The sequence below is a fragment of the Photobacterium kishitanii genome (assembly GCF_000613045.3).
Lineage (GTDB): Bacteria > Pseudomonadota > Gammaproteobacteria > Enterobacterales > Vibrionaceae > Photobacterium > Photobacterium kishitanii.
Genome location: NZ_LN794352.1, coordinates 1,695,662 through 1,719,779 on the forward strand (window position 1 = coordinate 1,695,662; position 24,118 = coordinate 1,719,779).

General features: G+C 36.7%; 18 protein-coding genes and 1 pseudogene. 12 read left to right on the forward strand and 7 right to left on the reverse strand.

Going from position 1 to position 24,118, the window contains the following annotated elements:
• The first annotated feature begins 44 nt into the window (after positions 1–44).
• The 8 genes from PPBDW_RS08045 to rmf all read left to right on the forward strand — a co-directional run bounded on the left by PPBDW_RS08045 (position 45) and on the right by rmf (position 14,486).
• Positions 45–4,865 carry an NAD-glutamate dehydrogenase gene (locus tag PPBDW_RS08045; protein WP_036794652.1) on the forward strand — a complete coding sequence of 1,607 codons (4,821 nt, stop codon included), beginning with the start codon at positions 45–47 and terminating at the stop codon, positions 4,863–4,865.
• Between the two features lie 276 nt (positions 4,866–5,141).
• Complete coding sequence (pyrD, locus tag PPBDW_RS08050; RefSeq protein WP_036794654.1) at positions 5,142–6,152, forward strand: quinone-dependent dihydroorotate dehydrogenase; 1,011 nt, start codon at positions 5,142–5,144, stop codon at positions 6,150–6,152.
• A gap of 188 nt (positions 6,153–6,340) precedes the next feature.
• Positions 6,341–6,883: a cell division protein ZapC domain-containing protein gene (locus PPBDW_RS08055; RefSeq protein ID WP_036794656.1), complete on the forward strand. Its 543-nt coding sequence runs from the start codon at positions 6,341–6,343 to the stop codon at positions 6,881–6,883.
• Positions 6,884–7,791: 908 nt separating this feature from the next.
• Positions 7,792–9,930, forward strand: coding sequence for a bifunctional 23S rRNA (guanine(2069)-N(7))-methyltransferase RlmK/23S rRNA (guanine(2445)-N(2))-methyltransferase RlmL (gene rlmKL, locus PPBDW_RS08060; protein ID WP_036794659.1), 2,139 nt, complete (start codon positions 7,792–7,794; stop codon positions 9,928–9,930).
• Positions 9,931–10,188: a glutaredoxin family protein gene (locus PPBDW_RS08065; protein WP_036794662.1), complete on the forward strand. Its 258-nt coding sequence runs from the start codon at positions 9,931–9,933 to the stop codon at positions 10,186–10,188. It abuts the gene before it with no gap.
• Between the two features lie 6 nt (positions 10,189–10,194).
• The gene (gene uup / locus PPBDW_RS08070; RefSeq protein ID WP_036794664.1) at positions 10,195–12,129 is read left to right on the forward strand and encodes an ATP-binding cassette ATPase Uup; all 1,935 of its coding nucleotides are present in this window, start codon (positions 10,195–10,197) and stop codon (positions 12,127–12,129) included.
• On the forward strand, positions 12,129–14,141 hold the full coding sequence (locus tag PPBDW_RS08075) for a DUF3466 family protein (protein ID WP_036794665.1): 2,013 nt from the start codon (positions 12,129–12,131) through the stop codon (positions 14,139–14,141). Before uup ends, PPBDW_RS08075 begins: the two co-directional genes overlap by 1 nt.
• A gap of 171 nt (positions 14,142–14,312) precedes the next feature.
• Positions 14,313–14,486, forward strand: a complete 174-nt coding sequence (gene rmf / locus PPBDW_RS08080; protein ID WP_036794667.1) for a ribosome modulation factor — start codon at positions 14,313–14,315, stop codon at positions 14,484–14,486.
• A 304-nt stretch (positions 14,487–14,790) separates the two neighbouring features.
• Here rmf and fabA read toward each other — a convergent pair whose 3' ends face one another.
• Both fabA and PPBDW_RS08090 read right to left on the reverse strand, forming a co-directional pair.
• Positions 14,791–15,306, reverse strand: a complete 516-nt coding sequence (gene fabA, locus PPBDW_RS08085) for a 3-hydroxyacyl-[acyl-carrier-protein] dehydratase FabA (RefSeq protein WP_036794669.1) — start codon at positions 15,304–15,306, stop codon at positions 14,791–14,793.
• Positions 15,307–15,374: 68 nt separating this feature from the next.
• Positions 15,375–17,090 (reverse strand): AAA family ATPase, encoded by a 1,716-nt coding sequence (locus PPBDW_RS08090; protein WP_036794670.1) that lies wholly within the window; start codon positions 17,088–17,090, stop codon positions 15,375–15,377.
• A 195-nt stretch (positions 17,091–17,285) separates the two neighbouring features.
• On the opposite strand from PPBDW_RS08090, the gene matP reads away from it, so the two are divergent.
• From matP to PPBDW_RS08105, 3 genes are all read left to right on the forward strand, one after another.
• On the forward strand, positions 17,286–17,747 hold the full coding sequence (matP, locus tag PPBDW_RS08095; protein ID WP_036794671.1) for a macrodomain Ter protein MatP: 462 nt from the start codon (positions 17,286–17,288) through the stop codon (positions 17,745–17,747).
• A gap of 66 nt (positions 17,748–17,813) precedes the next feature.
• Positions 17,814–18,119, forward strand: a complete 306-nt coding sequence (locus tag PPBDW_RS08100) for a DUF3634 family protein (RefSeq protein WP_036794672.1) — start codon at positions 17,814–17,816, stop codon at positions 18,117–18,119.
• Between the two features lie 70 nt (positions 18,120–18,189).
• Positions 18,190–18,591, forward strand: coding sequence for a PPC domain-containing DNA-binding protein (locus PPBDW_RS08105; protein ID WP_036794674.1), 402 nt, complete (start codon positions 18,190–18,192; stop codon positions 18,589–18,591).
• A 30-nt stretch (positions 18,592–18,621) separates the two neighbouring features.
• Here PPBDW_RS08105 and PPBDW_RS08110 read toward each other — a convergent pair whose 3' ends face one another.
• The 4 genes and pseudogenes from PPBDW_RS08110 to PPBDW_RS22780 all read right to left on the reverse strand — a co-directional run.
• Positions 18,622–18,867 (reverse strand): hypothetical protein, encoded by a 246-nt coding sequence (locus PPBDW_RS08110; protein WP_036794676.1) that lies wholly within the window; start codon positions 18,865–18,867, stop codon positions 18,622–18,624.
• A 124-nt stretch (positions 18,868–18,991) separates the two neighbouring features.
• Positions 18,992–19,405: a hypothetical protein gene (locus PPBDW_RS08115; protein WP_054262024.1), complete on the reverse strand. Its 414-nt coding sequence runs from the start codon at positions 19,403–19,405 to the stop codon at positions 18,992–18,994.
• Entirely contained in the window at positions 19,395–20,174 is a 780-nt protein-coding gene (locus tag PPBDW_RS08120; protein WP_036794678.1) for a winged helix-turn-helix domain-containing protein, read from the reverse strand. The genes PPBDW_RS08115 and PPBDW_RS08120 overlap by 11 nt, the downstream gene beginning before the upstream one ends.
• Before the next feature lie 855 nt (positions 20,175–21,029).
• Positions 21,030–21,384: pseudogene (locus PPBDW_RS22780) on the reverse strand (ISNCY family transposase); the annotation flags it as partial.
• Between the two features lie 18 nt (positions 21,385–21,402).
• Between PPBDW_RS22780 and PPBDW_RS08130 the strand changes: the two are divergent.
• Entirely contained in the window at positions 21,403–21,687 is a 285-nt protein-coding gene (locus tag PPBDW_RS08130; protein ID WP_036794682.1) for a hypothetical protein, read from the forward strand.
• Positions 21,688–22,032: 345 nt separating this feature from the next.
• On the opposite strand, the gene PPBDW_RS08135 is transcribed toward PPBDW_RS08130, so the two are convergent.
• Positions 22,033–24,117: an ATP-binding protein gene (locus tag PPBDW_RS08135; protein ID WP_036794684.1), complete on the reverse strand. Its 2,085-nt coding sequence runs from the start codon at positions 24,115–24,117 to the stop codon at positions 22,033–22,035.
• Position 24,118: the final 1 nt, after the last annotated feature.

Genomic DNA, 24,118 nt, shown 5'->3' on the forward strand with positions numbered 1-24,118 from the left:
CTCTATACTTATTAGTATAATTATAAAGATGTTGGAGCATATGCATGACTGCACCCGACAATATCGTCCCCGTTTTACTTGAAAAAGTGTATGGCTTAATTGCTGAAAAAGTAAAATCCCCTCAACGTGTTTTAGTTATGACACTTGCCCAACAACTATTAGGGCAACTCGCCGATGATGACTTGTTACATCGTAACGAATCTGATCTTTATGGCGCGATTCTGAGTTTATGGCAACATTTGGCCATGAACAAACCGGATCAGATCTCTGTTAGAGTTTACAACCCAAGTGTTAGTCTTCATGGTTGGAAATCGACTCATACCGTGGTTGAGATTGTGACACCGGATCAGCCATTTTTAGTTGATTCTGTTCGAATGGTGTTAGATCGACTCGATATAACAAGCCATTTAATGCTTAATGGACCGTATCGCTTTCAACGTGATGATGATGGACAAATTATTAAGGCTTGTAGTGATGATGGCGATCCACAAACTTTATTTCATATTGAGGTTGATCGTTTACCTACAAAAGCCGAAATAGCGCAATTAAAGCGGGAGTTAACTTCTTTATTAAAAGACATTACGCTGGTAGTACATGATTGGCAGCCAATGCAACAAAAGTTACTGCAAATAGCGTCTGAATTGCAAGATCATGATTTACCTATTTCAAAGGAACATAGCCAAGAAGCACTCGAATTCATTGATTGGTTAACTCAGCACAATTTTACCTTTATGGGCTATCATACTTATGATCTTAGCGTTGTAGATGGCGATTATGAATTAACACCGGTTAAACATACTGGTTTAGGGCTACTCACTAAAACCACATCAGCGGCTTCATTTAGATTATCTAGCCTGCCTGAATCTGCCCGTATTGAGGCACAAAAACCTGAAGTGCTTATTCTTACCAAGAGTAACGGTAAGTCACGTATTCATCGTCCAGCTTATATTGATTATGTTGGTATTAAACGATTTGATATTGAAGGTAATATTATTGGGGAGCACCGCTTTATTGGCTTATACGCCTCAAGTGCTTATCATCAAACCGTCAGTAATATTCCGTTAATACGTAATCGTGTTAGTCGTATCTTACAAGCCAGTGGATATTCACCAGGATCTTATTCGTGGAAAGCGTTAAATAACATATTAGAAACCTATCCTCGCGATGAGCTTATTCAAGCGAATGAAAATGAAATGCTAACTGTGGGGATGGGTGTCGTACAGATGCAAAATCGTGATTTATTACGGTTATTTATTCGGCGAGATCCCTTTGGTCGTTTTTTTTCATGCATGGTGTATGTCAGTAAAGAACGCTATAACACTGAGCTAAGGCGAAAGACGCAACGGATATTAAAAGCGTATCTTGGATCTAATGAACATGTTGAGTTTACGACGTTTTTTTCAGAGAGTCGGTTAGCACGAACGCATTATATTGTGCGAGTTGATAACAATAATAGCGATATTGATGTTAAAGAGATTGAGCATAATTTGGTAGAAGTCGCTTCATTGTGGGAAGACAGATTAACTCATGCTTTAGTCGCTAATCTTGGCGAAAGTAAAGGTATTGCGGTGGCTAAAAATTATGCCAATGCATTTCCTCGATCTTATAAAGAACAAATGCTACCCGGTTATGCTGTCGCGGATGTACTTCAATTAGAACAGCTAAGCGATACTAACAAGCTTGGCATGCTATTTTATCGACCCCAAGAAGAAGCTTCAGATTCTTGTGTCGTTAAACTTAAACTTTTCCACCGAACTCAACCCATCTACCTTTCTGATGTCATGCCAATGTTGGAGAACTTAGGTTTACGTGTCGTTGGTGAATCTCCATATCAAGTTATAACGGCCAAGAATACCATTTATTGGGTGCTTGATTTTTCAATGCTACATAGCCGCCGTGGTGGTATTGATCTAATAGAAGCAAGAGATCGGTTTCAAAATGCATTGGCTTTGATTTGGCAAGGAACACTTGAGAGTGATGGTTTTAATCGATTAGTGCTAAATGCAGGATTAACTGGGCGAGAAGTGACGATTTTGCGTTGTTATGCTCGCTATATGCGCCAAGTCGGATTTCCATTTAGTCAGCAATATATTGAAGATACGTTAACGTACCATAGTGATATTGCATGCGATTTAGTAAAGTTGTTTCAGTTACGCTTTAATACAAAATGCCATCATTCACTCAAAAACGAACAAGCGTTAGTGTCAAAATTAGAGCAAAAGTTAGAATCGGTAGAAAGTTTAGATGATGATCGTATTATTCGACGTTATATCGATATGATTCTAGCAACTGTTCGCACTAATTATTATCAACATGATAGTAACTATCAACCTAAGCATTGTTTAGCTGTAAAACTATTACCCACTAATATTCCCGACATTCCAGCTCCCATTCCAATGTTTGAAATTTTTGTGTATGCACCTGATATTGAAGGAGTGCATTTACGGGCAGGTAAAATTGCTCGTGGTGGGCTGCGTTGGTCGGATAGACAGGAAGATTTTAGAACCGAAATATTAGGTTTAGTGAAAGCACAGCAAGTAAAAAATACGGTAATCGTACCGGTGGGGGCTAAAGGTGGCTTTGTATGTAAACGTCAACTGCAATTAAAAACTAGAGAAGAAGTCACTCATGAAGGTATGCGTTGTTATAAACATTTTATAGAAGCACTACTTGATGTGACTGACAATATTATAGAAGGTAAGGTTGTTGCACCTGTAGATGTTCGTTGCCATGATGACGATGATCCTTATTTGGTTGTTGCTGCAGATAAAGGCACTGCCACTTTTTCTGATTTAGCTAATTCAATCTCTGCAGATTATCAACTATGGTTAGGTGATGCCTTTGCCTCTGGAGGATCACATGGTTATGACCATAAGCAGATGGGCATTACTGCGAAAGGAGGATGGGAATCAGTTAAACGCCATTTCCGTGAATTAGGGATTAATTGTCAAACGACGCCATTTACCTGTGTTGGTATTGGTGATATGGCCGGTGATGTGTTTGGTAATGGTATGTTACTTTCACCTCATGTTTGTTTAATTGCTGCTTTTAATCATCAACATATTTTCATTGATCCAGCACCAGATGAACAGGCCAGTACTCAAGAAAGGCAGCGCTTATTTGAATTACCACGGTCTAGTTGGCAAGATTATAATTCAACACTCATTTCGGCTGGTGGCGGTGTTTTTTCTCGTCGTAGCAAGGCGATTAAACTTACGCCAGAGATAAAAAAATTACTGCAAACAAAAAAACATAGCTGTACCCCGAATGAATTGATTCAATTGATTTTGATGATGGATGTTGATTTGTTGTGGAATGGCGGTATTGGTACCTATATTAAAGCAGAATCAGAATCAAATACTGATGTCGGCGATCGTGCAAATGATGGGTTAAGAATTAATGGTAATCAATTAAAAGCAAAGATTGTTGGGGAAGGTGGCAACCTCGGCCTAACTCAATTAGGACGGATTGAGTATGCTAAACACGGGGGAAGGGTTAATTGTGATTTTATTGATAATGTCGGGGGGGTTGACTGCTCTGATAATGAAGTAAATATAAAAATCTTATTAAATAGCCTCGTTGTTGCTGGTGATTTGACTTATAAGCAGCGTAATGTGTTATTGGATAAAATGGAAGCTGATGTGAGTCAACAAGTATTAGCTGATGCTTATTGTCAAAGTGAATCAATATCGGTTACGCAATACCAGCAGACGGTATTACTGAAAGAACAAATTCGTTTTATTCATCATTTAGAGCGAATAGGGAAATTGGACCGTTGTCTTGAGTATTTACCTGATGATGAAACTTTAATTGAACGAGAAAAAGCAGGAATAGGTCTGACTCGGCCTGAACTATCAGTGCTGGTGGCTTATGGGAAAATGGTCTTAAAACAACAATTAGAGAGTGATGATATTGCTAATGACGCTTTTCACCGTAACCAGTTAGCGAAATATTTTCCATCAGCATTACAACGATATCACCCACAAATGAATCATCATCCGTTAACCAAAGAAATTATAGCGACAGCATTAGCTAATCAGATGTCGAATGAAATGGGGTGTAATTTTGTTACACGGCTACATGAAGAGACAGGCTCATTAATAACGGATATTGCATCTGCGTATGTTGTGGGGCGTGAAATATTCAATTTTCCTGAACTGTATAGCGCTATTCGTCGATTAGATAACCAAGTTACTACAGAGACACAATACGACATGCTGTTTCAATGTCGGCGAATGTTGCGCCGAATAACGCGATGGCTGTTACGTAATCAAGATAGAAAGTTAACGATAGAACAACAGATCAGTTTCTATACGCCTTATATTATTGATTTACGAGAAAACTTAGAAAGTTACCTTGTCACGGACGAAGTACAAGAGCATCAACAGCAAGCTCAACGTTTGATAAACGTCGGTGTACCTCAAAGTTTGGCTAATGGTATTGTGCGGCTATCAAGTTTATATTGTGCGATGGATATTGGCCAAATTGCAGATCATCAACAACAGGATGTAAGCCATATTGCTCGCGTGTATTTTATTGTTGGTGTTGATTTATCATTACACTGGTTTTTGAAACAAATTAATAATCAACCCGTAGATAATCACTGGCAAGCATTGGCACGAGCATCATTTAGGGAAGAGCTCGACTGGCAACAACGACAACTCACTATTTCAGTTATTCAAAATACAGCCTCTCAGCCAGAAGAGTGTGTACGGCAATGGATTGATCAACATCCTGTTCCGATTAAGCGTTGGGAAAGTGTATTAACGGAATTTAAAATAGGGACAGTGCATGAATTTGCTAAATTTGCCGTAGCACTAAGAGAGTTAACATTATTAAATATTCATTCTAAATCAGCTGAATAATCAGAACACGTTATTTTAAGTAAACAAAATGTACTTTATTAGTGGTTTTATGTAATCAATATGTGTTTCATTATGGGTTTTTAGCATTGGTCACGAAAACGTTTGCTTTTAATGGCAATTATTTTAAATAAGAGCTATTTATAACTCATTGTAAATATTGATATAAAATATAAGCTGCTGTTTTATTGATAATAATCAAATGAATAAGGATTGTATTTAGCGTTATAACTGTGAATAATACCACCCCGTTTATACGGGATTTTTAATGGAGTTATAATGTTATATCGCATCGCACGATCCGCTATTTTCCAGTTGGATGCAGAAAAAGCACACGACCTCGCTATTCAAAACTTTTCTCGCTTTACTGGCACTCCACTTGATATCTTCTATCGTCAACATGTACCTGAATGTCCTGTTGAAGTTATGGGCATTACTTTTAAAAATCCTGTCGGTCTAGCTGCTGGCCTTGATAAAAATGGCGAATGTATTGATGCATTTGGCGCAATGGGATTCGGTTTTGTTGAAGTCGGCACTGTAACACCACGCCCTCAGTCAGGTAATGATAAGCCACGTTTATTCCGCTTAATTCCAGCAGAAGGTATTATTAACCGTTTTGGTTTTAATAACCTTGGTGTTGATAATTTAGTAGAGAACGTAAAGAAATCAACCTATGACGGCGTTATTGGTATTAACATCGGTAAAAATAAAGACACACCAATAGAAAAGGGTGCTGAAGATTATCTAATCTGTATGGAAAAAGTCTATCAATATGCAGGTTATATCGCTGTCAATATTTCATCGCCAAATACACCGGGATTACGTTCGCTTCAATATGGTGAAGCATTGGATGATTTGCTATCACAACTAAAACAAAAACAAACCGAACTAGCCGAAAAACACGGTAAGTATGTTCCGTTAGCACTTAAGATCGCACCAGATCTTGATGATCAAGAAATCGTTCAGGTTTGTGAGTCATTAATTCGTAATAACATTGATGGCGTTATTGGTACTAATACCACGTTAGATCGTACCTTAGTTGAAGGAATGGAGCATTGTGATGAAATGGGCGGACTAAGTGGTCGTCCATTACAAAATAAAAGCACTGAAGTTATTCGTAAAATGGCAATAGCTTTAGATGGTGCATTACCGATCATTGGTGTGGGTGGTATTGATTCAGCAATGGCTGCTCGTGAGAAAATGCAAGCCGGTGCTCAATTAGTCCAAGTTTATACTGGCTTTATTTACCATGGCCCACGATTAGTAAAAGACATTGTTAATGGTCTTTAATACCTCCATATAATGTAAGTTCATCCTTAGCTATTAAACCAAATTGAATATAATGTTCAATTTGGTTTTTTTATGTCTGTGTACTAATCCCACTAAAGTAACTGATTAAAACCTTCCTCTTTTAATATGTCATTTGTGCAGTAAAATTTTGTTGATAATATCGAAATATAGTAAGTAAGGGAGGGGATATGCTAACTCCAAATAATTATTGGTATTGGCAGTTTGATGTAGAAACAAAGGTATTAATGCTAGACCTTGGTAATGAATTATTGTTTTGTGTTTCTATACCATCAAAGCAATTAATTGCTGAAACAATGTCTATTTCAAAGCAAGTTTTTACGGTGGCAGATGTTGCAGCTTATCAAACATTTAAAGAGGGTATGGTTGGTTTACCATTATCGGAAGCGCGTAAATCTGAATTGGCGTTAAATGCTGTCGCAGCGTACCGCTTTCAAAAACCGTTGATGGTAAAAAGTTGGTTTTTCACACCACAAATTGGACTTAATCCTCATTGGGGAGAAGTGGTTATTTTAAAAACGGCTTATGGTTGTGCACGTTTTGTTGTTGTTGAAAATGACGGAAATTCAAGTCTTTGTATGTTAGCTGATGTTACACCAATAAAGTTAGATAATAATAAGATGCTTAGTTTTTCAGATACAATCCGTGTTATGAATAATCGTATGTCATCATATTCAGGGAGTATGCCAATGGACTTTGCTCTAGTAGGGTAGGGAGTTACTCTTATGTAACTCCCTAATTACTACTGTGTGTTATTAATATCATTATCTATTCTCTGCTTTTTCTCCTCGATCATAATTACTTATAACCTCGTTATTCCTGCGCAATTAATGCTCTTACATCTACGATTGTTAATCTTGCCATGCTTTCTCGTACCGACATAAACACATACTCTCTTCATTGTTATTTAATTTACATCAATATTGATATTAAGCTATTTGAGGCTTAAAAAATGGAGTGATAGAGAAGAGAAGTTTATTAGATCTTAAGCTGATCTTGCTGGTGGCTTATATAAAAATGAATAAAGAAGTTGAAACTAGACATAAATAGTAGTGTGATCAATATCAAAAAAATGATCATTTAAGCATGAAAAACAACCATTATTATCCTAACAGCATAGTCAAAATCGCTATTTTTATTGTTGTTAATGTCATATTAAATCAAATAATTTCCTTATTTCAGAATGAAAGATCGTCGAATAAGTAAATTTAATTAGGTGTATTCCATTTATTCCATCATGACAATTTCTGTTAATTATACAGGATTTTAGGTCGCTTAATAGTCTTATGTTAATACGCTTTGTCTGGATTTATAATTACAATTCAATATGTTAGTTATTATCTTCTTGTGTAAACAATGTTTTCACCTCTGTTTTTGATGTGTTTAAAACAGAGGTTGCTCGTTAATTGTTCACACAGGTAGATAATTGAAAATTTAAAAACAACCAATTCTGAAGGCAAAAATATGCACTGAATTTATGCTCAAATAATGGGTCGGGAATGCTCATTGGTTATCAATGGTTTATTTTTTCATCTAATTAGCGAATTGATTGTGGTAAAAGCGAGGTATTTAATGTGATTTCAGTTATAATTCGATGCAATATTAGTGTGAAAAGAACGCCATGAATCAATATTTAGCGATTACTTCCCGCGGCCTAGAAAACTTGCTTGCGGATGAACTAGAACAATTAGGTGCACAGAACATTCAAGTTGTGCATGCCGGTGTCCGTTTTAAAGCAGATCAAGCAATGGCTTATCGTTGCTGTCTATGGACTCGTATCTCCTCTCGAATCATCCAAGTGTTGAGTGAGTTTAATGTCCGTGATGATATGGACTTATACTTAGGTGCAACGGCGATTAATTGGATGAGCCACTTTGATAGCAATACGCGTATTGTGGTTGATTTCAATGGTACTAACCGTGAAATCCGTAATAGCCAATACGGCGCGATGAAAATCAAAGATGCGATTGTTGACCGTTTTACTAAAGCGGACCTTCGTCGTCCAAATATCGATCGTGAAAATCCAGATCTACGTATTCATATGCGTCTTTCTGGAGAGAAAGGTATTCTTGGCCTAGATATGGCTGGTAGTGGTTTACACCAACGTGGTTACCGTAGTGAAGCAGGACGAGCGCCATTACGTGAAACACATGCTGCTGCATTGGTTATGAAAAGTGGCTGGACACCAGAAACAGCATTACTAGATCCAATGTGTGGTTCAGGTACGTTAGTCATTGAAGCTGCTATGATGGCCGCTGAAATTGCACCAGGTCTTAAACGTAAGCGTTGGGGCTTTGAGTCAATTAAAGATTTTGACAAAGAAGCTTGGCTAGAGATTCATGCTGAAGCGACGGTTAAAGCGCGTCGTGGTCCTGCGAAAGTAACGACTAAATTCTTTGGTCGTGAAATGGATCAACGTGTATTAGCGATTGCTCGTGATAATGCTGGCCGCGCTGGTGTTAAAGGTTTAATTGACTTTGCATACGGTGATGCGACACAACTGATTCGTCCTGAAGGGTTTGAAACAGGTATTATTCTTTGTAACCCTCCTTACGGTGAGCGTTTGGGCACAACACCTGAGCTTATCTCATTGTACAAAGAGTTTGGTAACCGTTTAAAGCTTGCCTTTGAAGGTTCAGTTGCGGCTATCTATTCAGGCTCTAATGAATTGTTAAGTTGTATGCGTATGCGTGCAGACAAACAATTTAAATTAAGTAACGGTGCACTTGATTGTGTTCTTAAAACATACTTAATTACTGCTGGTAGTGTTAAGAAAGAAGACGGCGAGAAAGAAGGTGTTATTGTTCAAGAAGACGTTGCTCCTGATTTTGCTAACCGTCTGAAGAAGAATATCGCGAAGTTAGGTAAGTGGGCTAAGCGTGAAGGCGTTGAGTGTTACCGTATTTATGATGCGGATTTACCTAACTACAACGCTGCTATTGATAAATACAATGATTACCTAATCATTCAAGAATATGCAGCGCCAAAGACAGTTTCTGAAGAAACAGCACGTCGCCGTATTATGGATGTATTACGTGCCACTATTGAAGTAACGGGTGTTGAGCCAAATAAAGTTATTTTAAAAGTACGTGAGCGTCAAAAAGGCCGTAATCAATACCAAAAACTATCAAGTGCTGAACGTCACATGATCGTTGATGAATACGGTATTAAGTTTAAAGTAAATCTTTATGATTACCTTGATACAGGCTTATTCTTAGATCACCGTATTACTCGTCGTATGTTAGGTCAGATGGCAGCAGGTAAAGATTTCCTTAACTTGTTCGCATACACAGGATCTGCAACGGTTCATGCTGCAGTAGGTGGTGCTAAATCAACCACAACTGTTGATATGTCAAATACGTACTTGCGTTGGGCTCAAGAGAACATGGAGCTTAATAATCAGGTTGGTGATCAACATGAGTTTGTGCAGGCAGATTGTCTACAATGGTTACAAGAAGTTGATGATACGTTTGATCTGATTTTTATCGATCCACCAACGTTCTCAAACTCTAAGCGTATGAAGCAGACTTTTGATATCGAACGTGATCACATCATGTTGATGGAAAATCTAAAGCGTATGCTGCGTCCAGATGGACAGATTGTATTCTCTAACAATAAGCGTCATTTCAAGATGGATCTTGAAAAACTGACTGAACTTGGCTTACAAGCTAAGAATATTTCAGATAAGACATTACCACTTGATTTCGCTAAAAATAAGCAAATCCATAACTGTTGGATTATTACCCACAAGGAAGACTAAGTGCTAATCACACTTTATAGCACACAAGGATGTCATCTCTGCGAGCAAGCTTATGGTTTGCTGGTGGAGATGGGAGTGCAGCATCAAGTAAGCATCATCGATATCGCGTTTGATGATGCTTTATTCTCTCGTTACGGTGTAACTATACCCGTACTCTCAGTTCAAAATCATGATCACACTATTTCGATGCCAGAACTCCATTGGCCGTTTGACAGAAATAGGTTAGCAGCATGGTTAACTACTTATAAGCTTGGTTAAAATAAGATGGCACTAATTAAAATCAGTAACGCCCAACTAGCCTACGGCGATCATGCTCTACTTGATAAAGCAGAATTCCTTCTTCACTCTCATGAGCGAGTTTGTCTTGTTGGCCGTAATGGCGCAGGTAAATCAACATTAATGAAAGTGATTGCTGGTGAGGTATTACTTGATGACGGTAGCATTCAACGTCAAAACGAGCTGGTGGTTTCACGCTTAGAGCAAGATCCACCACGTAATGCTGAAGGTTCTGTATTTGATTATGTTGCAGAAGGTCTTGCTGATGCGGGTCGTGTACTGCGTGAATATCATCATCAGTTAGATTTAGTAACAGAAGATCCTAGTGAAGCAAACATTAATAAGCTAGCACGTATTCAAGAACAAGTTGATCATCACAATGGTTGGCAGCTTGATACACGTATTGCGGCTGTACTAGAAAGTTTAAAATTAGAACCACATACACTGTTAACTGATCTTTCTGGTGGTTGGCAACGTAAAGCAGCACTTGCTCGTGCGCTTGTATGTGATCCTGATATTTTATTATTGGATGAGCCAACTAACCACCTAGATGTAACAACGATTGAATGGTTAGAAGGTTTCCTAAAAGACTTCCGTGGTTCAATTATCTTTATTTCGCATGACCGCGCATTTATTCGTTCAATGGCAACACGTATTATTGATTTAGATCGTGGTCAATTAGTGTCTTTCCCTGGTGACTATGAAGCTTACTTAGACGCTAAAACTGAATTATTACGTGTAGAAGAAGAACAAAACGCGTTATTTGATAAGAAACTGGCGCAAGAAGAAGTATGGATCCGTCAGGGTATCAAAGCCCGTCGTACGCGTAATGAAGGTCGTGTACGTGCGCTTAAAGCATTACGTAATGAGCGTAGTGAGCGTCGTGATGTTGTCGGTAAGGCCGATATGCAGCTACAAGATGCTAACCGCTCAGGTAAGATTGTCTTTGAAGCTAAAAATATCGGTTATAGTTACGGTGATAAGCAAATCGTTAAAGACTTTAGCTTTAATGTCATGCGTGGCGATCGTATTGCATTAATTGGCCCTAACGGCTGTGGTAAGAGTACGCTGATTAAAGTGATGCTTGATAAATTACAAGCAACAGAAGGTGATTTCCACTGTGGTACTAAACTAGAAGTAGCTTACTTTGACCAATACCGTGAAATTCTAGATCCAGAGAAGACGGTAATGGATAACCTTGCTGATGGTAAGCAAGAAGTAACTATTAATGGTAAAACACGTCATGCACTAGGTTACTTGCAAGATTTCTTATTCCATCCACGTCGTGCTCGTACGCCGGTTAAAGCACTTTCTGGTGGTGAGAAAAACCGATTATTATTGGCGAAATTGTTCCTTAAACCTAATAATTTATTGGTTCTCGATGAACCAACCAATGATCTAGATATCGAAACATTGGAACTTTTGGAAGATATTCTTGCCAATTATCAAGGAACATTGCTTTTAGTTAGTCACGATCGTCAATTTGTTGATAATACTGTGACAACAAGCTGGATTTTTGAGGGGGATGGCGTTGTTAACGAATACGTTGGCGGTTACCATGATGCTCAATCTCAGCGCGCTAATTCTTATGCAAATCAAGCAAAAGAGCAGGCTGCTCAAATTGAATTAGCAAAAAAGAAAAAAGCTGAACAAGAACAAAAGCAGCAAGAAGTAACACCTAAACGTGCAGGTAAGAAGTTATCTTTTACGCTTCAACATGAGTTAGCAGGCTTACCGCAAAAAATTGAAGACTTAGAAAATGAAATCGCAAAATTGCAGGAACAAGTTAATGATCCTGCGTTTTTCTCGGATCCGAAAAATGATACTCAAACAACGCTTACAGCTTTAGCTAAGCTTGAAGAAGAATTTGAAGTAGCTTTTGAACGATGGGAAGAGCTGGACGCGATGCAAAAGGAATCCTAATGCCACATAAGATATTAAAGCTTTCTACACTTGCCATTTTAATCGCGGGTGCCTCACAAGCCAATGCTGCTGTGTATACAGTTGTGCCTGTTGATCAGAATAGTACATTAAAAGATCAGCCATATTTTGATACGGCACAATCAGATGCTCCGCTTTTATACTCAAGTACTGGCATTCAGGACTCAGGGACTGATTCAAGTTGCTTTACAACTGATTGTACTGCTGAAGCATATAAAGTTACGAGTGAAGCGAATCGTGGTACAGAAGGTACACCGATTGCTGATACCACACCGTATAATCAAAATGACCAACAGATAACAGATCTATTTCAATTACAACGCTACTGTGATGATAATTTAGGTTACGGCACTTGTGATACTTGGGCTAAGAATCAGTTTTTTGGTCATGATTATGCTGATAACGATGAGTGGAATGGTCAAGGTTTAGGTGGCTTACAGAAAAAACAAGCCGCTTGGGTTAAGGGCTATCATTCAAGTACTCAAGGTTTAGTTGACGGTACGCCATCTAATACATTTGCATCTACGATTGCTGACTATAATGGTACTCAAAAAGAGAATCTTGGTTCAATTGTTGAAAATACTACAGATAGTATTGTAAAAGGTGCTGTAGGTACTGATTTTGTTTATGGTGTTACATCATCAGCATTATTTAAAAACGCAACAGGCAAGCCAAGAGCATTTAGCAAGCGTGGTTTTGTTAATATAAATGATAAATCTGTTCAATTAGCACCTGTAACGACATCGAATGAACTTGTTTCAAATATGGGACAAACTCAAGCGAATGATGCTGTTGCTATGGCAGACGGTAAGTTGCTTGTTGTTGGTTCATCATCTTATGCGCCAAGCTTTTATGCTCAAGATCGCGATGGTAAATTCCGTGAAGATACGAATAAATTACCAAACGAAAATGATATATTAAAAGATAGCTCGCAAAAACTAGATTTTGATACATTTAGACAATGTGCAACTAATCCATCTGATAATCTTTATGCTAATTGGGAATGTCAATTTAGTACGTTTGCTAACGAAGCTGCATTTTGGATCGTTGATGCTAATGGTACAAAGACATCGGTAGTAGCTAGCGCAATTACGGCAGGTAGTGGGAACAATCGCGATGGTTTAGCTATTATTGATAAAGACAATGATTCGTTATCATTCCAAGCATCGGCACAAGCAGTTGCACTAAAGGGGGATGATATTCCAATTGCTGTTGGTTACTCTACTGCAGATGTTAGAGACGACTTCTATGCAATGCAAGCAACTTACTTTACACCTAAGGATAGTAGTTTAGCATCATGGACTGCGACACCTATTCCTGGTTTGAATATTAAGCCAGGTGATGATCGTGATTTTACTTATACGATGGCAAATGGTGTTAATAGTCATTCTGTGATTGTTGGTGATGCAAAAGGTAATGGCACAAAACCACAACGTGCATTTATCTATCAAGTAGGTCAAGGCAATGCTAAGTTCTTTGATCAATTAGCATCTTCACTGTTCTTTAAAGACTCAAACAGTAACGCAGCTGCGATCAATAATAATGGTCAAGTTGTTGGTTGGGTTGATGTAGAAGCAAGTAATGGTGCAGAAGCGCGTCATCGTGCATTTACTTACATTAATGGTGCAGCTCAAGGCCCATTAAAGACTGGTGGTGCTTGGATGCTTGATGATCTGACTAACGATAATGGTGCCGCTAACTCTATTGCTAACTCATACCGTATTGTAGATGCGACAGGCATTAATAATGCAGGTGTAATTTCTGCAACAGCGTTTTATTGTGATGGTGGTTATGACAATCTAAGTAAATTATCAGCTTGTTCTCTACCTAAAAAAGAAGTAAAAACGGTTGTTAAATTGGTACCTAAAAATACTGATGCAGTTATTCAACCACGTGCTAAAGATGATGAGCAACCGTTTAAACGTTCTGGTGGTTCACTGGGCATTCTTGCTTTGACAGCGTTAGGCTTTATTGGTTTCAGAAGAAGAAAATAAATTTTCAATTAAATTGTTTAATTATAACGGGCTCACAATTTGTGAGCCCGTTTTGTTTTTAGGCTTGATCAATTTAGAAATTTGACCCATTTTTAATAAAGGAGTTAAAACACTCCGTCATTACTTTAGTGTGATGAAAAGTACCAACAGATAAGGAATGAGGATCGAACTATGAAGAGACAAAAGCGGGATCGTTTAGAACGCGCACAAGCTCGAGGTTATCAAGCCGGTTTGAATGGCCGTTCTACAGATGATTGTCCGTACAACGGTACAGACGCCCGTACGAATTGGTTAGGCGGTTGGCGAGACGCAAGAGAGGAAATGCAACAAGGTCTCTATAAATAAGATAACCTCCCTCATGGTTAACCTTTCTGATGCCCCTTAGGAGAAGGGGCTTTTTATTACCAAATATATTATTGCTATCATTTTTACCCTAGGGTTTTTATAACGCCACGATAAAAAGCAATCTATTTATATTTTAGTGTTATTAGTTAGTCAATAAGATGGCAATAATGGTGGGGATGGTTAGTCTTTATGTATATTTCTCGATGTTATTGCTGGTGGACTAAATAAGATATTACTGTGAAAAATTATTATAAAAAAACCCTGAAGAAGACTTCAGGGTTTTAGTATTAAAATTGGAAAAGAATTAAAAATTGTCAGTATCTTTAAAAAGACCCACTTTTAGATCTTTAGCAACATAGATTTCTTTACCGTCAACAAGTACACGGCCATCAGCAACACCCATAATAAGTTTACGGTTAATAACACGCTTAAACTGAATATCGTAGGTTACTTTTTTCGCTGTTGGTAATACTTGACCTGTGAATTTAACTTCACCTACACCAAGAGCTCGACCTTTGCCTTCACCGCCTGACCAACCAAGGAAGAAGCCAACAAGTTGCCACATAGCATCTAGGCCAAGACAGCCTGGCATAACAGGATCACCAATAAAGTGGCATTTAAAGAACCATAGATCAGGATTGATATCTAATTCCGCGTGGATAAAACCTTTGCCGTGGTCTCCACCTTCTGCAGAGATATTAACAACACGGTCAATCATCAGCATATTATCTACTGGTAATGATGGAAATTCAGGACCGTATAGTTCGCTTTTACCACATGCAACTAGTTCTTCGTGTGTATAAGAATTCTGGCGTGTCATTAGAATCATTTACTCCTTCAAAAGTATGCAAGCAATTTAGCTTACACGTGTACGCTAAACAACTCGGATCAGTTCTGGCCCAACCAGTTGGAAATCATTAATCGCAGTCGATTAATAACACCAACCTCATTTGAAAGGTCACCATGATGGAAATAATCAATGCGCTCTTCAATTAAAGAGAGGATTGTTTCATCATCTTCATTTTCACTACGGAAAGGTTTACCTGTAAGACGAGGAATAGCCTCATCAACATTATTTACAGCCCAAATATGGAATTGTTTCGCCTTAATAGCTTCAATAACTTCATCATTTAAGCAAAGGTTCGATAAATTGGTATGTGGTAAAATTACCCCCTGATTACCTGTAAGGCCTCGGTGCACACAAACCTTATAGAACCCTTCAATTTTTTGGTTAATACCGCCAACAGCTTGCACGCGACCAAATTGATCGACAGCACCAGTAACTGCGACTTCTTGATTAATTGGTTGTGATGATAACGCTGACATAAGCGCACAAAGCTCAGCAAGAGAAGCACTGTCACCATCAACTTCAGAATAGGATTGTTCAAATACAATTGATGCTGAATAGGGAAGAGCCTGATCTAAGTCTAATGCCGTTGCGACAAAGGCTTGCATAATCATCATGCCTTTTGCATGAATGTTACCGCCGAGTTCAACTTTACGTTCAACATCTGCAATATCACCATCACCAAAGTGAACCACACAAGAAATACGAGCCGGTTCGCCATAAGCACTCGGGTGTCCTGGCATTTCAACAACAGTTAGGCCATTAACTTGTCCTACTTCTTCACCTTCAGTCGCTATGAGCACTTGGCCATGGTGAATATCTGCAATTGCACGCTCAGGTAAATATGATTCTCTATATTCTTTTGCTCTTAGTGACGCTTTGATGTGCTGAGCTGTGATTGGTTTACCTTCAGATTCTACAGCAGCTTCTGAAAGTAAATTTAAATGCCATAATGGACACAAAGGTAACCGTGTTTGATCTTCTGCATGGCGAGCAGCTGCTTGTAATATCGCGTGAATCGCATCAGAATCAGCAAGTTCTGGCAAACCATAATGAGCACCAATACCTTTAATGTAGCTCAAGTAATCTGTCAGTGTAGCTTCATTAAGTAATAAATCTTGCTCAAATTCACCATACATTGCTAAGCCATCACTTAAATCTGGCTCCGCAGTATCAAGTTCAGCCATTAGATAACGTTCGCCAATAATTATAAGCTTAACATTAACTGTTTCTGCTGCCGGTATAGTATAGAGCTGTTTATTAGTGATGGGATGCCATTCTAGTTGACCATCCGTTAATACGTTTTTTAATTGTGGCCATAAGCTTGGATTGCTTAAAATTGCAGTAATAGATAAAACGAGATAACCGTTATGTGCTTGATGGAGTAAGCCGTATTTTAGCTGAGGTTGTGTTTCACCGTTTTTAGCTGGGTAAACTGCGCCAAATAGCTTTTCATGAGTGACGTTGTCACCGGCAATGATGATTGGCTGTTTTACGGCATTTTCATTATCGTTGCTTGATTTATTAATGCTTTTTTTTAGCAATTCAATAATGTAATCACGATATAACGTGTTATCGGAAGCCGTAATGCGTAGAATGCGTGGCTGTAAATTCATCGCGGTGAAGCGGCGTACAGCATCTGATAGGCGGGACTGAAGGATGCCAACCAGAGTAGAGTCTAAATCATCATATTGATCTAAAACGTGCTGGTATGGGCTGTAATCAGGAAACATGTTACGCCAAGATTCTTCATGCATAAATTTATGATTTCTATTGTTACTGTGAAAAGATGTGCAGTATAAAGCAATCAAAGGACTCATAATAGACACTTATCGTCTATATTTAAATTTCAATATTAAGGTTATTTAATATTGGGGGAATAGATTGTTATTTTACTTCTCTGGAGTTACACTGTAACAGTCAGTTTAAATAGTTTGAGAATTATCAATCCTATGAAATATCAGCAACTTGAGAACCTTGAAGCAGGTTGGAAATGGACTTATTTGGTTAAGAAATGGAAAGAAGGAGAGGCGATAACAAGCTTTATTGATCAAAGTGAAGCGAATGCAGCTGTAAAAATATTACTTGATATTGAACACGAACCAACCAAAGTTATCGAGTGGATTGATAACAATATGTCCCGTGATTTAGAGAATAAACTAAAGCAAGCTATTAGGGCTAAACGTAAGCGACATTTTAATTCAGAGCAGATGCATACAAGAAAGAAATCAATTGATTTGGATTACCGTGTTTGGGAAAAGCTAGCGGAAAAATCGCAAGAGTTGGGTTCAACGTTATCGGATACTATCGAATATTTGATTAGCGAAAGCTCTCGTACAGAGCAAGCAAGTCAAAAAGTTTCTGATTTAAAGAATGATCTCAACCAACTACTTAATTCAGATTCTTTTGAATAATTTACTTTTTGATTAAGTCGTTGGTACTTCTCTTTCAAGTTAAACTTTACTATTAGGGAGTGTGTAATGGAATATGTTCTTTTATTAGCTATTGTAGTTGTTTTCCTTGTATTTAAGGATCGTCCTATAATGGTACTAGAGTTTAAAGATGGTGAACTTATTAAGACAAAAGGACAAGTACCAACGGGATTTCAAATAGCTTGCCGAGATATTGCTCATAAAACACCATTTTCAGGACGAGTAAAAGTATATAAAACACGATTTGTTACAAAATTAGATTTTTCAAAAAATATTCCAAACAAAATTAAACAACGTATCAAAAATGTATTTCCGCACAATATACCCACCTCAAAACGCGGAAAGAGAGCATAGACGAATAAAGCTAAAATGAAACGTTATCGATAAGATAGCGTTTTTATTATGTATAAAAAGGTTATAAATAATGACACCTTATGCGAAACGATTATTACAAGGGGATGACTTACGTTATTCACTACTGGAATTTGTTCAGAAAAATAGTATTCAAGCGGGTTCATTATTAAGTGGGGTTGGATGCTTATCTAAAGCTAAAATTAGATTAGCGAACGAGAATAATGTATTAAATCTTGAAGGGCCTTTAGAAATTATAACGTTGTCAGGAACATTAACATCACAGCACGTTCATATCCATATTTCCGTTGCTGATGGGAAAGGGGATGTGTATGGGGGACATTTAATGCCTGGTTGTATTGTCCACTATACAACGGAATTATGTATGGTAGCGTTTAATAATTTAAATTTTGAGCGTGAATATGATAGTAAAACAGGGTTTGATGAATTAGTTATAGTTGATAATAATAATTAGTCCAAGAATTAACTCCTTGGACTAGTTATATCAATTGATAGATTTAATTAATGCTTCTTTACTTTGGATAAAAAGGGTAATTTTTTCTTTTAATTCAGCTAGTTCTTTTTCTGCTTTTAGACGTCGATTAGTCTCTTGTTCTAATTGTTCACCGATTTCAACGGCTAAATAACCACCTTTAATTAATGCTTTAGTTGTTACATTTGTTTCTGTCAGAGACTTTAATGCTTCGATCATATAATAATGCTGATCGATATCTCTAATGGTAATAGCCATAGTTACTCCTTATTGAATATTTATAATAACAAGAAGATACATATACGTGAACCTTTTATTCTAACGCACTATAACTTTATGCTTTTATTAAAATAAAAGCCATCTCACAATGACTTTTACTATATTAACCACTTATTTTTTTGCCTAATAATAAACCAGGGAAATCTTTATCCAGACACAAAGAAGGAGAGCGTGGTATATAAATAGCTTCTCCTGAACGTAATGAATCAATAAAAAGACTACTGAACTTGAATTGAGAATTATTATTATCTATGTGTTCAATACCAAATAAATAATAATGATTTTGAAATCGTAAAAATAAACCATCAAAATGGCTGAAGTCTTGGTTATTTGAATTACGAGAAATCAGCATAGACGCATGACCATCATTTAATGTTAATTTTAATGTTTCTTTTTGTGCAATATTATTATTTATTGAAAACTCATAAGTAGCCTTAGTATTAACGGAACTAATTATTGCCTGTATAATCAAAAAAACAAGAGCACTAACAATGCCTATAAGCGCTTTATTTAACACTACAAATTTCCTGTTTAATAGTAGGTGAGTAATTAATAAAATGATCATTACTTACACTAAATAACTGATAATAATTACATGATTTATTAATAGGAAACGCATACCATCTGCTTATACTACTATTATCATTCTGTAAAATAGCATTTTGGACCGGCTTTGGTAAATCAGCACCATTGTATATAACAGGTAACCCCTCAACAGAGGTAGTATCAATGAAAAATAAAAAACGATAGCATATTGTTAATGTCGCAAAGAAAAAAGCAATACCAACAATAATCTCAAAAACATTAATATTACATATTCGTGGCGTTAATATTTTTATTTTTTTTGAATTTTCTAATTTTTCTTCAGTAACAACAGGTTGAACTTCAATTAAAGGTCGAGTGTGTTTTTCTTCACAGCTAATCTCATCACTTTTAGGTGGGTGAGAGCCGTCATCAATAAGTGCAGATTGTCGAATACAATAACCTAATTTAGGCTCTGTTGTTATTATTTTATTCTCGCCAATTTTTGAAAAAGCAGTACGTAAATTTTTAATTGCAACTGTTAGTGAATTATTAGTAACAATTTTTCCTTGCCAGCATTCGGCCAATAATACTTCTCTATATATTGTATTATTAGCTGACTCAGCAAGAAGAGTGAAAATTAAGGTTTCTGAGCGTGAAGCTTTAATAAAAGCGCCATCACTAATTCGTGTTATGGTTCTACGTGCAAAATCAACATCGAAACGCCCAAGACGTTTGCAACCGTCGTTTACTTCATCGTTCATTTTTATTCTTATCTATCAGTTTTAGCTATAAATCGATAGCTAAATTGTCATCAAATTCACCGTATCAAAATAGATAAAGCGCCTTAGTATTTTATACAAAACCGCTAAATATGCAATTGTGAAACAAGTATAACTATCATAAAAGCTATAATAATACGATAGAATAGATGTTTTTTTATACCAATACTTCAGGTATCTATACTTAATTGTCTTATATCTAAGTGATTATGAAAAATATATTAAGATTAAGCATATCTAGATAAAGGAAGTGATAAGGTTAATTGAGTGAACTATGGATACAGAGGTTCTTAGTTTACAACATCAATATTAACGCTCTATACAAACATGGTTGATAGACTCAAGTGCGGAATCAAAAGACGATTATCAATTGATCTACGTTTCTAATCAAATATTGAGACGATGGTGCTTAATTAATTTTCTCGTACTGATTAGTCATGGTCTTATAACACATAATTAAGATCTTGATAGTATGTATTAGATCTGACAATGACATATTTAGCTTAGCTAAATTGATCAGTAAGTACCAAATAGAAAAATAATAAATTGTCGGTGACTTATTAACTAATGAATCTAAACCGTTATCAAAGAGCTAGACCAAACGAGCTAGGAAGGATCATTATTAAGATAGTTCATAGGGAGGAAATGGAGTTATAGAGTAGGGAAGTCACGGCTTTTTTGCTGAATATGTGTTTGCTGTTTGGTCATATTGTTGCTGTTGCGCCTGGGAAATTTCAATACCGAACCCAAGCGTTTGTTATCAACCACCTATCTTCGTGTTTATCAAACACTTTAAATCCTAATCGATAACCACAAAAATATCATGTAATTCATCTTCCGATGCATGTCTTTAGGATACTGAGCAGCCTTGGCAAAACATTGGTTAAAATCAGTGATAAAGTCGAGGAGCCACGCTTAACTAAGCGATCTTGTAAGGTTTTGCCCACACGCTCAATATAGCCTTTGGCTTGAGAACTATTTTCGCAAATCAATTCTATATTTAAGTTATGCGATTAGTTTCTGCATCCAGTTTACTGACATGAAAGACGGCATGCTGATCACTGTAAAAATTACCATGGTGTTCAACATATTCACGTGTGGCAACCATGTAATCAAACGCAGATTCTATTTCGATAAATCGTAAGTTCATCAGTTTGCCAGTGGTATCATCAATGAAAACCAATAAACAACATTACCATTATGTTCCAGTATGAAACTTTTAGAAATAGACAATCGTACACTTTATGCGGCTAGGTATTTGCAGTTTATTGTGTCACTTGAGCGTGGTGGTCATCCGTTGCTATCTGGCTGGGAATCACTTGGGATTATTGGTGGTGACGCGGTTGATTATGTTGATACGAAAAAACCAGTAAGAGTTAAGTCTAATGTTCCAATCTGCAACAATGTTTCAAATGAAAACCTTAAGCCAGCAACTAATGAACCTAAGCCTGCATCAAAGAATAAGGCCAAACGGTCTAGAAAGAAACGCCGATAATAACCTGATACATCAGTGCGCATTATGTATATTATGTTAAATAAGGTATTAAGCAGTGGGATATAATGGTCATATTGTTTTGAACTGCTCTCTATTAACTCCCCCTTTAACGATCTACATATCGTTAAACTCTCGCTATTTAACAGTATTGGCTATTTACCATAAAATAGGTAATTAACACCTAATTTAAATACTGCCGCACATTACATATGCTTGGTACTTAAATTAGATCTTAATTACTTATGAACCAAAAACTGACTATGTTTAACGTAATCAGTTTTTGATCGTTCTTAGTTATTTGAATATTTGGAAAATACCAGCTGTCTTAATCATGTATAACTAATGTTATGTTATTTGTTTTAAAGCCTGATATTTTACGAGCATTAGATCTAGCTCTTCAGGTTGAATTGGCTTAGCTAAAAAGCCATTCATTCCTGTTTGCTGGTACAGAAATTGATCACTTTGCATAGCATTTGCAGTTAATGCGACGATTGGCGTATCAATATTGAGTTTTCTGATGTATTTAGTTGCTTCTAACCCATCTAAAACGGGCATTGATATGTCCATTAGCACTAAATCAAACAACTTGTGACACTGTAACAGTTTTAATATTGCTTCTTGGCCATGATTAGTTATCGTAACCTGATGTCCTCGCCGTTCTAACATTAACCTAGCAACAAGCTGGTTTGTAAGACTATCTTCTACGAGCAATATATTAAGTGATTGTATTAATTTTATTTGTTTTTTTTCAGTTGGATTATCTATTTTAACTTCTGCAGGATGAATAGGAAATGTAACGGTAAAACAACTACCAACAGCTAACTCACTTTTAATTGTGATAGTTCCCTTCATTTTTTTTATCAATAACTGACTAATCGTTAATCCTAATCCTGTACCACCATACTTACGGGTAATGCTACCATCAGCTTGATGAAATGGATTAAAGAGATTTTCCAATGCATCATCAGCAATTCCAATACCTGTATCTAAAACAGAAACTTCAATATTATTATCTATCTTACGTGCAACTATTTTAACAGAGCCAATATTAGTAAATTTTATAGCATTACCAATAAGGTTAAACATGATTTGAATGATGCGATTTTTATCTGCAAAAATATATTCAGGAATGGATTTATCAATATCGCATTGTAATAGTATGTTTTTCTTATTGGCTTCTGGCTGAAGTTGATTTTTAACCAAGGTAATACTGTCTGAAAAATTAATATTACTATTGAATAATTCAAAGCTACCAGATTCAATTCTAGATAAGTCGAGGATATCATTGATAATAGTTAAGAGTAAATGTGCTGATTGCTCCATTTGTCCTAACCATTGTTGTTGCTCATTTTCTAGGCCTGAGGATGATAATAGATCCATTAAACCTAATACAGCATTTAATGGCGTTCTTATTTCATGGCTCATCATTGCTATAAATTGTGATTTAGCTTTATTTGCAGATTCTGCTTGCTGGCGAGCTTGCTGTAAATCACATAACCGTTTTTTTCTGACACTTATATTTTTTGCTGTACCACGATAACCAAGCAGCAATCCACGTTTATTATAGTAAGGAGTACCACTAAAACTGAGCCATTGTTTTTTTCCGTCTATGACTAATTGCCACTCAAGATCTTCAAATGACTGATTTTGCTGTAATTGTAATCGAAATTTTTGTTTAAAATCCTCATGGCCATCAAAGAATGCCATGATATTATCATTATCTATTAAATGGTTAGCAATATGAGACGCTGAAATATAGCTAAAGTTATAATCAGTGTCTATCTCCCAGAACCAATCACCAACAGTACGCGCAAAATCTTTAAAACGTTGTTGGCTATGAGTGAGTTCTTGTGTTCGTGCTGTAACTAACGATTGCAATCGCTCTCGATAATCAATATCAATAATTGCACGTTCAAGTAATGGTCTAAATCTATTTAAAACACGTCGACAACTAGAAGTGAAATGTCCTTTTTCGGTGCTCATTAGAATAATCATAGCATCGCCAGAACTGATTTTTACCCCAGTAATCAAACTTGAATTACATATATCTAATAAATCAGAGCTTTTATTTTTAAATTCTTCAATGTCTTTGGGAGAATATAATGCAATACACTCCCCATTTATACAGCGATTAAATGTACTTCCGACTTGCCAATGGCTAAAATCAAGCGTTGTAACAGTACTCATTAAAACATGTAAATCTGAAGCCTCGTCGTCACGAGTTAGAACTATCGCATTATCAAAAGCAATAAACTTCCGTAAAACTTCTAATAAACTATTAAAAACTTGACGCTTATTATTTGCGCCAGCCATTGCAGAAACGCCTTCAAGAATTGCTGCATTCTCTATCCGTAATTGATTTTCTCTCTCTTGACTGCGCTGAAGATCTAATAATGTTTCTTGTAGTTTTTCTGAATCAAAACCAATCATA

Coding starts and splice junctions, on each gene's coding strand:
- PPBDW_RS08045 (WP_036794652.1), top strand. CDS start 45: ATGACTGCACCCGACAATATCGTCCCCGTTTTACTTGAAAAAGTGTAT.
- pyrD (WP_036794654.1), top strand. CDS start 5,142: ATGTTATATCGCATCGCACGATCCGCTATTTTCCAGTTGGATGCAGAA.
- PPBDW_RS08055 (WP_036794656.1), top strand. CDS start 6,341: ATGCTAACTCCAAATAATTATTGGTATTGGCAGTTTGATGTAGAAACA.
- rlmKL (WP_036794659.1), top strand. CDS start 7,792: ATGAATCAATATTTAGCGATTACTTCCCGCGGCCTAGAAAACTTGCTT.
- uup (WP_036794664.1), top strand. CDS start 10,195: ATGGCACTAATTAAAATCAGTAACGCCCAACTAGCCTACGGCGATCAT.
- PPBDW_RS08075 (WP_036794665.1), top strand. CDS start 12,129: ATGCCACATAAGATATTAAAGCTTTCTACACTTGCCATTTTAATCGCG.
- rmf (WP_036794667.1), top strand. CDS start 14,313: ATGAAGAGACAAAAGCGGGATCGTTTAGAACGCGCACAAGCTCGAGGT.
- fabA (WP_036794669.1), bottom strand. CDS start 15,306: ATGACACGCCAGAATTCTTATACACACGAAGAACTAGTTGCATGTGGT.
- PPBDW_RS08090 (WP_036794670.1), bottom strand. CDS start 17,090: ATGCATGAAGAATCTTGGCGTAACATGTTTCCTGATTACAGCCCATAC.
- matP (WP_036794671.1), top strand. CDS start 17,286: ATGAAATATCAGCAACTTGAGAACCTTGAAGCAGGTTGGAAATGGACT.
- PPBDW_RS08100 (WP_036794672.1), top strand. CDS start 17,814: ATGGAATATGTTCTTTTATTAGCTATTGTAGTTGTTTTCCTTGTATTT.
- PPBDW_RS08105 (WP_036794674.1), top strand. CDS start 18,190: ATGACACCTTATGCGAAACGATTATTACAAGGGGATGACTTACGTTAT.
- PPBDW_RS08110 (WP_036794676.1), bottom strand. CDS start 18,867: ATGGCTATTACCATTAGAGATATCGATCAGCATTATTATATGATCGAA.
- PPBDW_RS08120 (WP_036794678.1), bottom strand. CDS start 20,174: ATGAACGATGAAGTAAACGACGGTTGCAAACGTCTTGGGCGTTTCGAT.
- PPBDW_RS08130 (WP_036794682.1), top strand. CDS start 21,403: ATGAAACTTTTAGAAATAGACAATCGTACACTTTATGCGGCTAGGTAT.
- PPBDW_RS08135 (WP_036794684.1), bottom strand. CDS start 24,117: ATGATTGGTTTTGATTCAGAAAAACTACAAGAAACATTATTAGATCTT.